General features: G+C 66.2%; 15 protein-coding genes. 9 read left to right on the plus strand and 6 right to left on the minus strand.

Going from position 1 to position 17,182, the window contains the following annotated elements:
* Positions 1-78: 78 nt before the first annotated feature.
* The 3 genes from NM961_RS12105 to NM961_RS12115 are packed head-to-tail and all read right to left on the minus strand — an operon-like array spanning position 79 to position 4,341.
* On the minus strand, positions 79-921 hold the full coding sequence (locus NM961_RS12105; protein WP_255914644.1) for a metallophosphoesterase family protein: 843 nt from the start codon (positions 919-921) through the stop codon (positions 79-81).
* Complete coding sequence (locus tag NM961_RS12110) at positions 909-1,712, minus strand: 4'-phosphopantetheinyl transferase family protein (RefSeq protein WP_255914645.1); 804 nt, start codon at positions 1,710-1,712, stop codon at positions 909-911. Before NM961_RS12110 ends, NM961_RS12105 begins: the two co-directional genes overlap by 13 nt.
* Positions 1,713-1,716: 4 nt before the next feature.
* Complete coding sequence (locus NM961_RS12115) at positions 1,717-4,341, minus strand: methyltransferase domain-containing protein (protein WP_255914646.1); 2,625 nt, start codon at positions 4,339-4,341, stop codon at positions 1,717-1,719.
* Positions 4,342-5,020: 679 nt separating this feature from the next.
* Between NM961_RS12115 and NM961_RS12120 the strand changes: the two genes are divergently transcribed.
* From NM961_RS12120 to NM961_RS12135, 4 genes are all read left to right on the plus strand, one after another.
* The gene (locus NM961_RS12120) at positions 5,021-5,977 is read left to right on the plus strand and encodes an ABC transporter ATP-binding protein (protein WP_255914647.1); all 957 of its coding nucleotides are present in this window, start codon (positions 5,021-5,023) and stop codon (positions 5,975-5,977) included.
* Entirely contained in the window at positions 5,974-7,242 is a 1,269-nt protein-coding gene (locus tag NM961_RS12125) for an ABC transporter permease (RefSeq protein ID WP_255914648.1), read from the plus strand. The genes NM961_RS12120 and NM961_RS12125 overlap by 4 nt, the downstream gene beginning before the upstream one ends.
* 154 nt (positions 7,243-7,396) lie before the next feature.
* Entirely contained in the window at positions 7,397-8,710 is a 1,314-nt protein-coding gene (locus NM961_RS12130; protein WP_255914649.1) for an aminotransferase family protein, read from the plus strand.
* A gap of 29 nt (positions 8,711-8,739) precedes the next feature.
* Positions 8,740-10,314 (plus strand): GMC family oxidoreductase, encoded by a 1,575-nt coding sequence (locus NM961_RS12135; protein WP_255914650.1) that lies wholly within the window; start codon positions 8,740-8,742, stop codon positions 10,312-10,314.
* A 56-nt stretch (positions 10,315-10,370) separates the two neighbouring features.
* Here NM961_RS12135 and NM961_RS12140 read toward each other — a convergent pair whose 3' ends face one another.
* Both NM961_RS12140 and NM961_RS12145 read right to left on the minus strand, forming a co-directional pair.
* The gene (locus NM961_RS12140; protein WP_255914651.1) at positions 10,371-10,652 is read right to left on the minus strand and encodes a 2TM domain-containing protein; all 282 of its coding nucleotides are present in this window, start codon (positions 10,650-10,652) and stop codon (positions 10,371-10,373) included.
* Between the two features lie 20 nt (positions 10,653-10,672).
* Positions 10,673-10,951 carry a 2TM domain-containing protein gene (locus tag NM961_RS12145; RefSeq protein ID WP_255914652.1) on the minus strand — a complete coding sequence of 93 codons (279 nt, stop codon included), beginning with the start codon at positions 10,949-10,951 and terminating at the stop codon, positions 10,673-10,675.
* A gap of 269 nt (positions 10,952-11,220) precedes the next feature.
* Between NM961_RS12145 and NM961_RS12150 the strand changes: the two genes are divergently transcribed.
* The gene (locus NM961_RS12150) at positions 11,221-11,481 is read left to right on the plus strand and encodes a hypothetical protein (protein ID WP_255914653.1); all 261 of its coding nucleotides are present in this window, start codon (positions 11,221-11,223) and stop codon (positions 11,479-11,481) included.
* Positions 11,482-11,629: 148 nt separating this feature from the next.
* Here the strand turns inward: NM961_RS12150 and NM961_RS12155 are convergent, their stop codons facing one another.
* Entirely contained in the window at positions 11,630-11,869 is a 240-nt protein-coding gene (locus NM961_RS12155) for an SDR family oxidoreductase (RefSeq protein WP_255914654.1), read from the minus strand.
* Here NM961_RS12155 and NM961_RS12160 point away from each other — a divergent pair.
* The 4 genes from NM961_RS12160 to NM961_RS12175 all read left to right on the plus strand — a co-directional run bounded on the left by NM961_RS12160 (position 11,856) and on the right by NM961_RS12175 (position 17,172).
* Positions 11,856-13,340, plus strand: a complete 1,485-nt coding sequence (locus NM961_RS12160) for a glycosyltransferase family 4 protein (RefSeq protein ID WP_255914655.1) — start codon at positions 11,856-11,858, stop codon at positions 13,338-13,340. The two genes, NM961_RS12155 and NM961_RS12160, sit on opposite strands and share 14 nt — an antisense overlap.
* Positions 13,333-14,127, plus strand: coding sequence for a tyrosine-protein phosphatase (locus NM961_RS12165; RefSeq protein ID WP_255914656.1), 795 nt, complete (start codon positions 13,333-13,335; stop codon positions 14,125-14,127). The genes NM961_RS12160 and NM961_RS12165 overlap by 8 nt, the downstream gene beginning before the upstream one ends.
* Positions 14,128-14,219: 92 nt before the next feature.
* Positions 14,220-14,867, plus strand: coding sequence for a polysaccharide biosynthesis/export family protein (locus tag NM961_RS12170; RefSeq protein WP_255914657.1), 648 nt, complete (start codon positions 14,220-14,222; stop codon positions 14,865-14,867).
* A 55-nt stretch (positions 14,868-14,922) separates the two neighbouring features.
* A complete protein-coding gene (locus NM961_RS12175) occupies positions 14,923-17,172 on the plus strand; it encodes a GumC family protein (protein ID WP_255914658.1) in 2,250 nt (749 codons plus the stop codon).
* Positions 17,173-17,182 lie beyond the last annotated feature (10 nt).

The following is a 17,182-nucleotide window of genomic DNA, read 5'->3' on the forward strand; positions in this document are numbered from 1 at the left end:
ACTGCACCGTTGCCGGCTTTGTCCACTCCGTCTGCGCCGGCGCAGACCTGCACGATGAAACTGACAGGGCCATGATCGCTACCAATGTATCGGCGCGCGCCCCGGCCGTTGCGGTCCCGGCAGGATCTCGCGCAGACAGGAATCGATGCCGCCCCGGCGCCGGCGCTGGCGCGGATAGCCGAAGGAAACTTCCTCGAAGCGCACGCCGTCGATCCAGTGCGTCGAGGGCATGTGCAGATGACCGGTCACGACCACATTGGCGCGGTACAGACGATGCCAGTTTTCCGTGCGCGTGGTCCCGCACCACAGCGAGAAGCGCGGATACAGCGGCACATAGGCGAGATCCTGGCGCATCGGAAAATGGTTGACCATGACCAGCGGCGCTTCACGCGCCGCCTGTTCGAGCCGGGGCTGATGCAGCGCGCAGCGCGCCGCGCACCAGGCCTCGCGCGAGGGATAGGGCTCGTGGTGCAGGTACAGCTCGTCGGCGCACACCACGCCGGTTTCGCGCGCCCAGTCCACCGCCTGGGCCAGCGGCACCTGGGGCGGACGAAAGCTGTAATCGTAGAGAAGGAACAGCAGCGCAATGTAGTGCGCTCCGCCGGGGCCCGGCCACAGCACGAAAGGATCCTCCGGCGTGAGCACGCCGCGGGCGCGGCAGGTCTGCACCAGTTCCTGGTACTTGGCCTCGCCGCGCGCTTCGCCGGCCGAGATGCTCCACAGCTCGTGATTGCCCGGCACCCAAAACACGCGCGCGAAACGCTTGCAGACCAGGTCGAGCACCTCGCCCAGCTCCGCCGAGGTTTCGCAGATGTCGCCGCCGAGGATGAGCCAGTCGTCGCCATGGTCGGACAGCTGGGCCAGGGCTTCGCGGTTTTCCGAATGGCGCACGTGCAGGTCGCTGATGGCTAGCAGGCGCACGCAAACGTCCTGGCAGGCTCTGCCGCATGCGGCAACGATTCAAACAAAGTCACGCGGCAATCGGCCGCCCTGCCCCGGCGCAGCCCCAGCGCGAGCAGGTGGTTGGGATCCGGACGGAACAGCTCGAACTGCCAGTCTTCGGCCGTGTCGGGCAAGGCCGGTGCAAATGCGATACGGATGGGGCGCTCCAGCGGCGAGAACGAGAAATCCTTGAGCGGAATCGAGAGACCCATGCCTCGGGCCTTGATGTAGGACTCTTTCAGCGTCCACAGCTGGAAGAAATGATCGGTCTGCTCGGCCGAGGGGCGTGCGCGCAGGACCTGCAGCTCGTCGGGCGAAAAATAGTGATCGGCGATCGAAACCACGTCGCCGCGCCGGTCCAGCGCTTCCACGTCGACGCCGGCATCCAGATCCCGCGTGACCACGCAGGCGACCAGGCTTCGCGAATTGGACAGATTGAAGCGCAGGCCCGGCGCCATCGCAGCGTCGGCGATCTCCGGCCTGCCGTAGTCATTGGCGCGGAAGGTCCAGTGCGCCGGCGCGGTACCGGCATAGCGCGACAAGGTGTAGCGGCACAGCGCCCGCGTGACCAGGTATTCCAGTTTCAGATAGTCGAACGCGAAGCGCTCCAGCCGCGCGGCTTCCTCGGCCGAAAGCAGGCTGCGATAGCTGGCGCGCAACGTCTCGGAATCGCAATCGCGCGTCCAGCAATACCAGACATGCGCCTCGCCCGGCTCCAGGTTCAGGCGCGGCAAGGGCGCGCTGCCGGTCGGCGCTCGCTGCGGCAGCATCGCCTCAGCCCGGCAGGAACGAGGCGAGGAAGCGTTGCGCGATGCGCGGATCCAGCCCCTGCGCCGCCGGGTCTGCGGCGAACTGCGCCGCCAGCCGCGCGACCTTGGCGTATTCGTCGGCATTGCCATGGCAGTGCTGCATCAGCTGCTGGGTCTGCGCCTCCAGCTCGGTCACCTCCTGCCACCAGCGCGGGTCGAAACGCGGCAGGCGCGAGAATGCCTCCTTGGGCAGTTCGGCGTCCTTCCAGCGCAGGTTCAGCGCGCTGCCGTTGTGGCGCGCCAGCAGCGGCAGGAGCATGTCCTGCTCGACCCGCAGCTCGGCCAGAAACTGCAGGCCCTGCTTCCAGTGCAGCGAACTGCCCGGCGCGTTCGACAGCCAGGTATCGGCATCCATCTGCAGCTCGAACCAGAACAGCACTGCACCGGCCGTGCCTGCGGCGCTCGCCGGCACTGCCAGTTCCAGTTCCTGCGCCGCCGGCGTCGCCGTGGCGAAGTCGAAGGCGAAAAGATCGAACGGCTCGCTGAGCGGCCGGTAGTCCAGCCGGCGCGTATCGACATTGATGAACGAGGCGGAGAAACGATAGGGATTGAGCAGGTTGGCGTCCTGCTCCAGCACCTGTTCCAGGCGGTACTCGATCACCTGGGCACGCAGACGCGCCGCCAGCGGCAGGTAGCGCGCATCGGCCGTCGCCAGATGCTCGCGCACGTAGGCCAGGAAATGCAGCACACCTTCTCCGATCAGGCTGCAGTCGAACATCTCGAACAGGACCAGGTCGGCCCGCTGCGGCAGATCGGCCGGTACGCCGAGCTGGCGGCAATCCTTGTTGATGACCTGGATTTGCTGTGCCAGGCCGTTGTCGCCGATGACGGCCTCGGCAACACGGTGTATGGCCGGAGAGATCTCGCAGCCGACGACATGTCCGACGCCGGCCGCGGCGGCGTACATCGACAGCAGGCCGCAGCCGGCACCGATGTCCAGGGCCAGCGATACCGGCGCTTCCGCCGTCAGCCGCTGCAAGGCGCCGGCGTAAGCCGAGTTGCGCTCGGCATCGAGCAGCATGGGGATGTACCAGCTCGGCAGCAGCGCCTCGCGCAATTGCTGCGCCGCAGGCCGGGTGCGGAAGTGCAGGCGCGTGTCGCTGAGGCAGGCATCGATCTCCAGCACCTCGCCCGCGCGCACCGGCTGGGCATCGGTGTACTGCAGCGCCGGCGGCAGACGGCCGGCGCCGCGCTGCGGCGCGTTGCCGAATCCGGCACCGAGATCCAGCTCGAACCAGTAGAGCACGGCATTGAGCCGGCCCGATGCCGTGACGGGCAGCTGCAATGGATGGGTTGCCGCCGCGAAATCTGCGAAATCCACGGTGCCGACTTCCACCGCGGCGGTCAGCTCGCGCCAGCCGCCGGGGCCGAATTCCGGCGCTTCCGGTACCGCGCTCCAGCGCAGCGTGTCCAGTGCGTCGAGGTTGAACGGAATGTGCGGATAGGCCCATTGCACACCCTGGGCGAACAGCCGCGCGCGCGCCGGCAGCACCCGCGCGTCCGGCCGCAGTCCCTGCTCGCGATAGCGGCGCACCTGCGCGGCGATACCGGTGCCGAGGAGCGAGTGATCGATGCCCGGAAGCGCCACCACGTCGACCTCGGCGAGCAGTTCCGGCAATGCATCCGGCGGCGGCAGCTGGATGCGCTGCTGCAGCGGCTCGAACGAAGCCTGGCGCTCCTCTTCATTCATGGACGCCAGACGGTCGGCGAACTGTTCGCGCCACTGGCGCAACTGATTCTTCTGCACCATGCCGCCGCTGATGCGCGTCTCCAGCGCACCCGGCGCAACCACGTAGGCGCGTGCCGCGCCGTGGGCGATCGCGCGCAACGGCAGCAGGCCCAGTTCGGCGCCGTGAAAGAGTACGGTCGCGCCCGCAGTCTGCTTCAGGGCTTCGTCCCAGGCCGCGAGCCAGGCCGGATCATCAATGCGCTGTAGCGCATTGCGTACCGACTGGTGCGCGCTGTAGCGCAACAGATGCTGGCGCAGCCCGGCGCGCATGGCCTGCCCGGCTTCGGCCGCTTCCGGTACGACGGCAAACACCTGCGGGTCGAACGGCACCTGCGGCAGCGGCGGCAGTTCGATCGCCGGTTGCGGCGCGTCCGGGTCGGTCACGCGCTGCAACAGGGCCTGCCGGTGCAGCACATCCTCCAGCGCCGCGATGCGCGCCTGCAGCGCGGCCGCATCGCCGCCCAGCTGCAGCGCCTGCCGGGTCGCGGCCAGCGCCTGTGCGGCATCGCCCAGGGCTTCGTATACGCGCGCCAGCAGCGCGACGGCGGCGGCATCGGCGGGTGCGAGCACGGCGGCCTGGCGCGCATCTTCCAGCGCCGCGTCGGCGTCGCCGAGCTGCAGCAGAGCCTCGGCCCGCTGCCGGCGCCATTCGGCCGAGTCCGGCACACGTTCGATCAGCTGGCCGTAGTAGACCAGCGCCAGCTCCGGCTTGCCCTGCGCCAGCGACTCCCGCGCCATGGTCGCAATGGCCGGAAACGCCAGCTGCAGGATGTTTTCCGGCACATCGGCCAGCGCCGCGCGCATGTACTCCGGCTGACCCGAGGCGAGTGCCCGGCTCAGCGACTCCGACCAGTTGCTCATCCATCCCCCGGCGCGCGACGGCTCAGGGTTTCCGCCGCGCCGCGAATTCAACAAACAGGTCGGTGATGCTAGCCTGCGCCTTGCAAGGACAGCAACCGATGCCGGGCGCGATGCCGGCCTGTGCGGTCCGGACGGGGCATATTTTTTTCGAGAAAATAGCTAGTTGCATTCGTTATGCACGCGGCCTAGACTGCTTTGGATACGTCTACAAAATCGTCGGCGCCCGGTCGGACTGCCTACTGAACTCAATGAGCGCCCAGTCCCGCCACGTCCGCGCCGTACCGAGCCGTGTCACACAGACGCAACACGGCGCAGCGCCGCCACGGCATCACAGGACAGTCCTGCCCCCGGCCGCCGCCCGACGGCCTGCAGGGTTTCGGTCATCATCGCGGTCTAGACTCCCGCCCGGCGCCGCCATTCCCGGCGGCGGATCCGCCTGGACATACTGGACACCGGTCGCCAATTCGCGCGATAACATCCGGCGCAGCCGGTTCGCGAGCTTTCCACTTTGCGTTGTGCCCGGGAACCCGCCGACCTCCGTTCCTGGTAGCTGTTCCACGCCAGCCGGGGAGTCCATCTGGCGCAGGATCGGAGGGGAGTAACCGGTCCCGAATCCTCATCAAGCTGCCCTGGCCTGCCCCCGGGGCGAAAGACCGCGTATCTAGCTCAGGAGCAACACGTGAGGAAACTCGAGGTAAAGAATCTCAAGAAGATGTTTGGTGAGACCAAAGCCGTAGACGACATCAGTTTCTCTGCGCAGAGCGGCAAGGTGTTCGCCCTGGTCGGCCGCAACGGCGCCGGCAAGACCACCACGATCCGCATGATCACCGACATCTACGTGCCCGACTCCGGCGAGATCCTGTTCGACGGGGGCAAGCGCGGCGATGATTTCCACAAGCGCGTGGGCTACCTGCCGGAAGAGCGCGGCCTGTACAAGTTCATGAGCGTCATGGACAACCTGCTCTTCCTGGCCGAGATCAAAGGCATAAACCCGGCCACCTCGCGGCCCAAGGCGCTGCAATACCTCAAGCGCTTCGACCTGACCGACAAGGTCGACTTCCCGCTGGATGCGCTGTCCAAGGGCAACCAGCAGAAGGTGCAGTTCATCGGGACCATCCTGCACGACCCGGATCTGGTCATTCTCGACGAACCGTTCTCCGGTCTGGATCCGGTCAATACGAACCTGTTCAAGGACGTCATCCTCGAACTGCGCCAGGCCAACAAGATCGTCATTCTGTCCACCCACCAGATGGACATTGCCGAAAAGATCTGCGACCAGATGGCGCTGGTCAACCGCGGCAAGCTGATCCTGAATTCGACCGTATCGGAGATCAAGCAGCGCTATTCCGCCAGCATGGTCACGCTGCGCGCCGAGGGCGACCTGGCGTTCCTCGATTCGCTGGACTATGTCACCGCGGTCGAGCACTTCGGCGTGAACAAGACCATCCAGGTCAAGCACGACACCGACATCCAGCGGCTGCTGCAGGAACTGCTGCGGCACAACATCATCATCAAGCAATTCGTGGCCAATGAAATGTCCCTGCACGATATCTTCGTCAGTCTCACCCGTACCAAGGAAGAAATGGCTCTGGACGCCGAAGCCCGCCTGAAAGTCGCCACGGAGGATGCAGCATGAGTTCCAACCGCATCATTCCGGTCATCAAGCGCGAAGTCCGGGTCAAGCTCGGCCTGCGCTTCATCGTCGCGACCATCTTCATTCCGATGGTCATGGCGGCCATCGTCGGCATCCAGTTCGTGCTGACCAACATGAAGTCGCAGGACAAGGCCGAGGTCACCCTCGTGCTGGAGCAGAATCCCGCCGTCGAAGGCCTCATCAAGCAATCGCTGGAGCAGGCGGATTTCATGAAATCCGGCCTGTATACGGTCAATTACGAGCAGCTCGCCGGCGACAAGTTCCAGGAATACCTCAACAGCAAGACGCCGGAGCTGCTCAAGGATGACAACAAGAGCATCATCTACGTTCCCGCCAGCGCGCTGACCGACAAGAAGATCGGCTTCTACTCGGCCAACGTCGCGAATGCCGACGTCCGCACCAAGTTCGGTGGCATCGTCAGCAAGGCGCTGAACCTGAACTACTTCGCCCAGAACAATATCCAGAACGTCGACATAGGCTACATCCAGACCGACATCTTCATCATCGGCAACAAGGTGTCCGCGAGCGGCACCCGTACCGAGAGCTGGGGCCCGATCATCATTGGCGGCGTGCTCGCGCTGCTGCTGAACCTGGGTATCACGTTCAACGCGATGCCGCTGATGAACGTGGTGGTCGGCGAGAAGGCGAACCGCCTCTACGAGGTGCTGCTCACGTCGCTGCGGCCCACCGATATCCTCTGGGGCAAGATCATCGGCACGGCGATCGTCGCCACATTACAGATGCTGATATGGGTCGCGACCTTCGTCTTCTTCGTGTTCATCATGGACACGTTCAGCGAACAATCGGTCGCGTTCCGCATGGATTTCCAGCCCTTCGTGATCGGCTACTACCTGGTCAACTACGTCGTCGGCATCCTGATCTTCCTGACGCTCTACGCCGGCCTTTCGTCGATGTACGACAACCAGGGCGCGGCCAGCACGGCGCTGACGCCGCTGTACTTCCTGCTGCTGCTGCCGATGTATACGGTGTTCTCGCTGGTTTCCAACCCGGCCAACACGGTCGCGGCGATCCTCTCGATCACGCCGTTCACCTCGCTGTACGTGATGCCGGCGCGCATGTCGCTGATCGATGTTCCGGTGTGGCAGCCGCTGCTCGCGCTGGCGCTGAACCTGGCGGTGCTGTACTTCGCCAACTACGTATCGAGCAAGATCTATCGCGTCTCGGTGCTGGCCACCGGCAACAATCCTTCGCTGCGCCAGATCTTCACCTGGGTCAAGAACCACTGAGCACAGCTTCGGGAGTTTGCCCGCCGCCGGCCCGGGCCGGCGGCGGGGAGCAGCTCGCAGGGGCGATATGCACGCGCACATCGCCCCTTTTCGTTTCCGGCCGGGCCGGATCAGCGGCGGGGCTGACCTTGTCACCGCATCAGGGGAGTAGCCGATGGCCAGCGCTCTGGTTCGCGTAGGATTGCGCGAGAACAACACGCCGGTCGCCGTGCGCGGCCAGGGCGTCTACGTATTCGACAACACCGGCAAGCGCTACCTCGACGGCAGCGGCGGCGCACTGATCGTGACCATAGGCCATGGCGTGGCGGAGATCGGCGAAGCCGTGGCCGCGCAGATGAAGAAGCTGTCCTATGTGTTCCGCGCCCACTTTTCCAACGAGCCGGCGGAAGAACTCGCCCAGATGCTGGTGAGCGAGATGCCGGTGGGCTTTTCCCGCGTGCTGTTCACTTCCAGCGGTTCGGAAGCGGTCGAAGCCGCGATCAAGGCCGCGCGCCAGTACCACCACGAACGCGGCGATCATGGCCGCCACAAGATCATCAGCCGGCTGGACTCCTATCACGGCGTGACCCTGGGGGCGATGTCGGCCACCGGCATGCACGCGATGAAGGACGCCGGCAGCTGGCGCCCGCTGCAGATTCCGGTGCGCCATATCAACACGGTCCGCTGCGACGACTGCCCGTTCCATCTGAAATACCCGTCCTGCCAGACCTTCTGCGCCACCGAACTCGAACGCGCGATCATCGAGGAAGGCCCGGGCAGCGTCGCGGCCTTCATCGCCGAACCGTCCCGCGGCGAGGAACCGCCGCCGGATTACTGGCCGACCATCCGCGAGATCTGCGACCGCTACGGCGTGCTGCTGATCGCCGACGAAGTGGCCTGCGGCCTGTGGCGCACCGGCCGCGCCTACTGCGTGGACCACTGGAACATCGTTCCGGACCTGCTCACCTTCGGCAAGGCCACCGCCAGCGGCTACGCGCCGCTGGCCGGCCTGGCCATGAGCGACAAGGTGCTCGACGCCCTGGTCAACGGTTCCGGCGTGTTCCTGCACGGCCACACCCATTCCGCCAATCCCATGTCCTGCGCGGCCGGCCTGGCGGTGCAGCGCCACGTCCGCGCCAACGGCTTGGACCGCGGCGTCGCCGGCCGCGGCGAAATACTGGACCAGGCCCTGCGCCGCGTGGTCGCGAAACACGAGATCTGTGTCGCCACCAGCGGCCTGGGCCTGCTGCGCCAGCTCGCGCTGCGCCCGCCCCGCGGCACCAACCTGACCATCGCCAGTCTGGTACTCGAAGCGCTGTCGATGCGCTTCGGCCTGATTTCCCAGTACTGGAAAGCCGGCGACCGCGTCGGCTTCCAGCTCGCACCGCCCTACATCATCAGCGACAGCCAGATTCTTGAACTCGAAGAACGGCTGGACCGCATCATTCCGGCCTTCGCAGGCTGGCTCGCGGCCAACCGCACCAGTTGATCCAGCCGGCACAGCTCAAGTACACAGCGATGGAATCCAGCGAATACGACTACATCATCATCGGCGGCGGCAGCGCCGGCTGCGTCCTGGCCAACCGGCTCTCGGCCGATCCACAGACGCGCGTGCTGCTGCTGGAATCCGGCCCCACGTATCGGGACCACCTGCTCGGCGTGCCGCTCGCGAGCTATCTGCAGGTGTTCCGGCATGCCTGGAACTACAGCACCGTTGCGCAGCCCGGCTGCAACAACCGCGAGGTGTCCCTGCCCTGCGGCCGTGTGATGGGCGGTGGTTCCTCGGTCAACGGCATGCTGTACACGCGCGGCGAACCGCACTGCTATGACGGCTGGGCGGCGCAGGGCAATCCAGGCTGGAGCTACCGCGAGGTGCTGCCGTATTTCCGCCGCTCCGAAAGCTACGAAGCCGGCGCCACGCCCTTCCACGGCGGCGACGGCACCATCCATGTCAGCAAGGTCCGCTTCCGCAGCGCCTACGACGACGCCCTGCTCGCCGGCTTCCAGGACCTGGGCCTGCCGTACAACCCGGATCTCTGCGGCGAAAGCCAGTTCGGCGCCGGCTGGCTGGACGTGACCCAGCACAAGGGCTGGCGCTGCAGCGCCAGCCGCTTCGTCAGCGAGGTTTCCTCGCGCAAGAATCTCACCGTGCGGGTCAGCGCCCACGTCGGGCGCATCGAGCTGAGCCAGGGCCGCGCCACCGGCGTGCGCTACCAGTACGAAGGCAAGCCGCAGCAGGCCCGCGCCGCGCGCGAAGTGCTGCTCGCGGCCGGCGCCATCGCCAGTCCCAAGCTGCTGATGCTCTCCGGCATAGGCCAGGCCAACCACCTGCGCAGCCTGGGCATCGAGGTCGAACACCATCTGCCCGGCGTCGGCGAGAACCTGCAGGACCACCTGCGCGCGCCGCTGTACTACCGCCGCAAAGTGGATTTTGCGCCCGTGCCGCAGCAATTGCTCGGCAAGGGCAAGCACATGCTCGAATTCCTCGCCACCGGCAGCGGGCTGATGTCTTCGCCGATCATTGCGGCCGTGATCGCCTTCGCCAAGATCCTGCCCCACGGCGCCGGCGTCGACTGTCAGTTCACCCCGACCATCTGGGGCACCGACATCGAGAACCGCTACCTCGACTGCGTCAACCTGCAGCCATGCCTGGTCGGCACGCGCAGCGTGGGCCGGCTGCGCCTGGCCGGCACCGATCCGCTGGCCGCGCCGCGCATAGATCCCGGCTATCTCACCCACCGCGACGATGTCGCCGTGCTGCTCGGCGCATTCAAGCTGGCGCGCGAACTGGCGCGGACCAGCGGCCTGCAGGCGCTGCTCGGCGAAGAAGTGAAGCCGGGCATACAGATGACCAGCGATGCGGAACTGGAGAACTACATCCGCCAGACCGTGGAAACCTGCTTCCACCCGGTCGGCACCTGCCGCATGGGCCAGGACGACATGGCCGTGGTCGGCCCCGACCTGCGCGTGCGCGGCCTGGACGGCCTGCGCGTGATCGATGCGTCGATCATGCCCAGCATCGTGAACGGCAATACCAATGCGCCGACGCTGATGATCGCGGAGAAAGGCGCCGATCTGGTATTGGCCGGCTGAAACAGCAAGCGCCCCGGGCGGCGAGGCCCGGGGCGCGGATTGACGTCAGGGCCTGCTCACACCTCGCCCTTGCGCAGCATTTCGTCGATCTTGCGCCGTTCCCAGTCCTTGCTGAGGAACCAGACGCCGCCGAACACGCGCATCCAGTGCAGGAACAGGCCGAAGCCCCAGGTGAGCAGCGGGAATACGAACCAGATCTGGTCGCGCACGAACAGCAGGTTAATCAGGATCAGCAGCACATTGACGACGACGTAAATGATCAGGTGCTGGTAGAAACCACGCATCGCGGCCACGTAAAACTTGGCCCAGAGCAATCGGCTCTTCTCGTCCACGGTCATGACCTCGGCAAGGGCGGCGCTCAGGCCGACTCGGAATCGTCCAGGATTTCGCGAATCTTGCGCTTCTCCCACTCGTCGCCAAGGAAGCGGGCGCCGAAGAAGATGGACGCGCCGTGCGCCGCCAAGCCCACGCCCCAGCCCAGGATCGACCAGTGGAACCAGATCAGGTTGGGAGTCGTCAGCAGATTGACGACGATCAGGAAGATATTGACCAGCACATAGGCGGTCGCATGAATATAGAAGCCGCGCAGCAGACCTACCTTGCGCTTGGCCCGTGCATAACGTTCGGACTCTTCCACCGCAAACTCCTGTCGTCTGAAAAGATGCCCGCCGTTGCAGCGGTTCCGCCGGCGACTGGGGCGGGCGTATTGTCCGGCCCCGCGGAGCCCGGTGCAACGTCGCCTGGCGGCCTCGTCGGTGCTCCGGCGCGGCGCGCGCCGCCCGATGCTTCAGGAATGCCGGCAATTTGTTGCAAAGCCGTGAAAACCGGCCCGCCCCGGTCGCGAACGACTGCGCCCCGATGGTAGTCTGCCGCCCATTCCCCCCAGCGACACCGGCGGTTACTGCCATGAGCGACAACAAGCTGCTGCTGCTCCGCGGCCATATCGATGCGATGAAATGCATTGGTGGCGATATGGAGAAAATCTCCACGCCCGCCAAGGCCGTGGAATTGCTGCGTACCACCGAGCACGACGAAGCGCGCAGCGAGGGCAATGCCAAGCCCTACCGCGTGGGCTTCGAGACCACGGTGCTGGTCGTCTCCTGTTTCAACTACGTGGCCGGCGCGATCAAGGCCGCCTCGCAGAAGAAAGCCCTGACCAAGAACTGAGCCTCCCGCTGCATTGCGACGGAAGTCACGCTCGCCCAGGTGCGCCTCACCTGGGCGCCAGCCAGGGCCAGATCGTGATATGGCCTCTCGCTGAGCGAGAACACCGCACGTCCTGAAACATTGCATACGCCGGGCAGCGAGGGTGAAATCAGCCCGCCATCGACGCCGTGTTGGTACATGGCCACGGTAGCCTCCCGCGGCCGCTGCCGCCTCCTGCGGCAGCGGCACGGGGGACGCGCATGCGGGGCGTCATGCCTCCCAGATTCACGCCCAGGGTCCGGGTCCATTCCTGCACCGTGTTTTCCCGGGCCAGGCCGGCACTGCCGATCCCGGCCTTGTCGAGCACGTTATTCACGCCGCCGAAGCGATCCGGAGTGGCCGCCGCCAAGGCCTCTTTCCTCGTGCCGTGCCAGCCGGCTGCGGAAGCGGACTTCAGTGCCTCCTCTCCATCGAACTACGAACGCATTGACCGCTTCCTGCGTGCCCGGCACGGCGGGCAGGCATCCAGCAGCAGGGCTTCACGTCCTTGCATCCGAGTTCCTGCCGCGCGTCTCACGGCCCCTGCGCAGTCCACTCCGCCAAGCACAGTAGCAAGTCGCGGCGCTTGGCCATTGCTACGGCCGTGGGTTTCCCATACCGCAAGCTCGTACCTGATCACGGCATTGGGACCACCAGGCGCAACAGCGCCACAATACTTGGAACTGTTTACTTTTGGTGCTAAGTTCGATCCGCCCACATTGCAGCATCGGGAGGCGCGTCCAATGACGTTGACCGGCTTGATTTGCGCTGTCGCAGGTATCTTCGCAACGGCTGCGGTCGCCTGGCTGCTGATACCCTGGGCGCATGCGCACCGCCTCGTGGACAGGCCCAACGGGCGGCACGATCACAGCGCCCCCACGCCGGTGGTCGGCGGCCTCGCCATCTGGTTCGTGGTCACTGGCTTGGGGCTTGCCGGCGAAGGCGCGGACTCGCGCGGCTTTCTCGCCTACGTGGTTTCCGGCGCATTGCTGGTCGGTGTCGGCATACTCGACGATCTGCGCAACCTGCCCTGGCGGCTGCGTCTTTTTTTCCAGGCGCTGGCCGCGCTCATTCTTTTTTCTGGCGGCGCCTATGCGCGCAGCGTGGGCAATCTGCTGGAACTGGGCGTCTGGGCGCTGCCGTTCAGCGTCTTTGCCACCGTAGGCGTCATCAATGCGGTGAACATGATCGACGGCTCGGACGGCCTTTCCGGCACCCTGGTGGGAGTCGCCCTGGCGTTCTTCACGCTCGAAGCCGTCCAGGCCGGTCATCCGGTGTTGGCCGCGCAGCTGGCGCTGATGCTGGGCTGCGTTGCGGGCTTTCTGGTGCTCAACCTGCGGTACCGGGGCCAGCCTGCCGCGCGTGTCTTCCTGGGCAATTCCGGCAGCGCCCTGCTCGGCCTGACCATCGCGTGGGGCGCGTTCGAGGTGGCAAGGATTCCCGGACATGGCTCGGCCGGCATACTCGCGCCGTGGGTGATTGCCATTCCGCTGATCGACTGCGTAGTGCTGATGGCGCGGCGCCTGCTGGACGGACGATCGCCATTCAAGGCCGACCGCAACCATATCCACCACCTGCTGCGCGATGCCGGCTACAGCCCGCAGCGCATCGTCGCGTTCGCCGCGCTGCTGTCCCTCTCGGCCGGCGGCGCGGCGAAACTGTGGCTGAGCGCCGGCTGGCCGGAGCTGCCGCTGGTCGTTCTTTTCCTGGCTCTCGTGGCCCTGCATTTTCTCTGGAGCAGCAAGCGCGAACGCAGCGTGGCGCAATTGCGGCGCGAGCACCGCATGGCCTATCCCCGCCAGGGCGAGGTGACGTCCGTGGCGCGGGATTTCCATGATTGACCTGCACTGCCACCTGCTGCCCGGCATCGACGACGGCGCCGCGGACCTGGCGGCGTCGCTGGCGATGGCGCGGGCGGCGGTGGCCGACGGCATCCGCATCGTCGCCTGCACACCGCATATCTATCCGGGTCTGTACGAGAACACCGCTGCCGGCATACGCGCCGCGACGCGGCGCCTGGCGCAGGTACTACGCGAGCACGACATAGACTTGAGCCTGGTATGGGGTGCCGACATCCATTTAGTGCCCGGCCTGCTTTCCCTGCTGCGCGACGGCAGCGTGCCGACGCTGAACGACTCGCGCTATTTCCTGCTGGAACCGCCGCACCACGTGGCGCCGCCGCGGTTCGAGGAATCGGTGTTCGAACTGATGACAGCGGGCTACCTGCCGGTCATCACGCACCCGGAACGCCTGAGCTGGATAGAGACCCATTACGAAGTCATGCAGCGGCTGGTCCGGCGCGGTGCATGGATGCAGGTCACTGCCGGATCGCTCGCCGGCCGCTTCGGCAGGCGGCCGCGTTATTGGGGGGAACGCATGCTGTCCGAAGGACTGGTCCATCTGCTGGCCACGGATTCGCACGGCGTCAGCCCGCGGCCGCCCCATCTGGCCGAAGGGCGCGAGCTGGCGGCGCGGCGCATCGGCGAGGCCCAGGCCACGCTGCTGGTGCGCGACCGCCCGCGGGCGGTGCTCATGAACCTGCCGCCGTCCGCGGTGCCGGCGCCGCTGATTCCCGCCCGCGGCGAAAGCGCGTGGAAACGCATGCAGGAGATGCTGCCATGGCGCTGATGCCGCATCGGCTGATTTCGTGGCAACACTGTTTGCTCGCCCTCGCCGTTCTACTGTGCGTCTGCGCGCTGCACGGCTGCGGCAGCCCGAACGTGCGTCCGCACGAGGCCAGGCCGGTGGCCAAGGGCGGTGCCGGCACCCTGCCGCCGCCGGATTCCATCAACGCGGAAGGCGAATACAAGGCCGTCTCCGAATACCGCATCGGCGCCAACGATCTGCTGGAAATCAATGTATTCCAGGTGGAGGAACTGGCCCGCACCCTGCGGGTGAACACGCAGGGCCAGATCTCGCTGCCGCTGCTGGGCCAGATCCAGGCCGGCGGCAGGACCGTGAGCGAGCTGGAGCGGGAAATCGCGGCGCGTCTCGCGCAGAAATACATGCAGAACCCGCAGGTGAGCATTTTCGTCAAGGAGTTCACCAGCCAGCGCGTCACGGTCGAAGGCGCCGTGCGCAAGCCGGGCATCTACGCGCTGACGGGCAAGACCAGCCTGCTGCAGGCGCTGGCGATGTCCGAGGGACTGGATCCCCTCGCCAATCCGCAGGGCATCGTGATTTTCCGGATGATCGGAGGACAGAAGATGGGCGCGGTATTCGATATCGCGGCGATCCGCGCGGGACGCATGGAGGATCCGCTGATCTACGGCGACGACATCGTCGTGGTGGACCAGTCCGGCCCGCGCACCGCGCTGCGCCGGTTCGTCGAGTCGATTCCCGTATTCGCGTTGTTCAGGCCATTTTGACCCGCCTCCGCGCGGATGCGCCACGTTCACGCCCGGCGGCAGGGGTGAGGCATCCATGAGTAATCCGCAAGCCAGCAGTCCTCCCGGCGGCGCTATCGCCAAGCGCGCTTCCCCGCCGGTCCCGCAGCCCGCCGCCGCCGCCGCGCCGCCGCAGGCGCTCAGCGTACGCAGCGTCGAGGACGCCGAACCGGCCGAGGCCAGCCTGCTGAATTACTGGCATATCCTGGTGAAGCGCAAATGGCTGGTGTTATCCGTGCTGGTCACCATCATGACCGTCGTGCTGGTCGCGACCCTGCTCACGCCGCCGGTGTACCGCGCCACGGCGACGCTGCAGATCGACCTGGAGACAATCAAGGTCATCCAGACCGAGGGCATCACGCCCGGCGAGGGGATGAGCAGCCGCGACTACTACCAGACCCAGTACGAGCTGCTGAAGACCCGCGCCCTGGCCGAACGTGTCGCGGCCAGGCTGCCGGAGGAACTGCTGCCCTCGGTGCATGAAAGCCTCGCGCCGAGCGCGCTGGCTCGGCTGATGGGCATGCTGCGCGGCCGGCCCGCTGCCGACCCGGCCGCGGTCCCGCTCGACAAGGACCGGCTCGCGGCGTTCGTGCAGAACAACATGCGGGTGGAGCCGGTGCGCAATTCGCGCCTGGTGCGCTTGCATTTCGACAGTCTGCAGCCCGGCTTCTCGGCGACCATGGCCAACACCATCGCCGATGCCTTCATCACTGCCAACATCGACCGGCGCTTCGATGCCTCTGCCTATGCCAAGCAATACCTGGAGGAACGCCTGCAGCAGCTCAAGCTGAAGCTGGAGGATTCGGAAAAACAGCTGGTCGAATTTGCCCAGCAGGAAGGCATCGTGAGCGTGGACGAGCAGCAATCGCCCGCGGCACAGGAGCTGCAGCGCATCAACGAAAGCCTGGCAGCGGCCCAGCAGCAGCGCATCGAGGCCGAGGCGAAGCTGCACCGCGCCCAGCAGACGGCGCCGGAGGCGCTGCCGGAAGTCCTGCTCAGCAGCATCGTCAGCCAGCTCAAAAACCGCCGCACCGAGCTGATGAGCCAGTACCAGGACAAACTGCGCATCTTCAAGCCGGACTATCCAGCCATGACCCAGCTCCAGGGCCAGATCAACGAAGTGGACCAGCAACTGGGCCAGGAGATCAGCCGCATCAAGCAATCGGTCAAGGCAGAATACGAAAGCGCCCGCAACACGGAATCCATGCTGGCTTCGCGCCTGGCCCAGCTCAAGCTGCAGCTGCTGGACCTGCAGGGCCGCAGCATCCAGTACAACATCATCCGGCGCGAGGTCGACACCAACCGTCAGCTCTACGACGGCCTGCTGCAGCGCTACAAGGAAATTGGCGTCGCCGGCGGCATCGGCGCCAACAACATTTCGGTGGTGGACCGGGCGCGGGCGCCGCGCGGCCGCTACAGCCCCAGCCTGACGCGCAACCTGGCCCTGGGCCTTCTGGTGGGCCTGGCGGCGGGCTTGTTGCTCGCGCTGATGATCGAGCGCCTGGACGACACGATCAAGATGCCCGAAGACGTGGAGCGGCAGTTCGGCCTCGCCGTGCTCGGCGTGATCCCGCGCATCAGGCGCGGCTCGCCGCTGGCGGAACTGAAGAACCCGCGCTCGGCTTTCTCGGAATCCTACCGCTCCGTGCGCACGGCGCTGCAGTTCTCCACCGATACCGGCGTGCCCAGGACCTTGTTCATCACCAGCTCCACGCCCGGCGAGGGCAAAAGCACCACGGCGCTGACCTTGTCCATGCATTTTGCGCAACTGGGAAAACGTGTACTGCTGATAGACGCAGACCTGCGCAATCCCAGCCTGCATCATCTGCTGTCGGTGTCCAACGAGGCTGGCCTCAGCAACTACCTCTCCGGCGCGAGCCGGCCGCTGCGCAACCTCTGCCGCACGCGGGTGAAGAACCTGACCTGCCTGTGCTCGGGGCCACTGCCGCCCAATCCAGCGGAACTGCTGGCCGGGCCGCGCATGGTCAGCCTGCTGCAGCTAGCCGCCGCGTCCTTCGACCAGGTCATCATCGACGGGCCGCCAGTGCTGGGCATTGCTGATTCCGCCATCCTGTCCAATCTCTCGGGCGGCACCGTGCTGGTAGTCGAGTCCGGCAGCACGCGGCGCGGCTACGGACGGACCGTGCTGCGGCGCCTGGTATCCGCACGCGCGCGCGTGCTGGGCGTGGTGCTGACCAAGCTGGATCCGCGTTCGCAAGGAGCCGGCTACGGCTACGGCTACTACGCCTATGCAGAAGGCGCGCCCAAGAAACTCGGCCACGCCTGACGGAGACGCA

Source organism: Tahibacter harae (genome assembly GCF_024437735.1).
Lineage (GTDB): Bacteria > Pseudomonadota > Gammaproteobacteria > Xanthomonadales > Rhodanobacteraceae > Tahibacter > Tahibacter harae.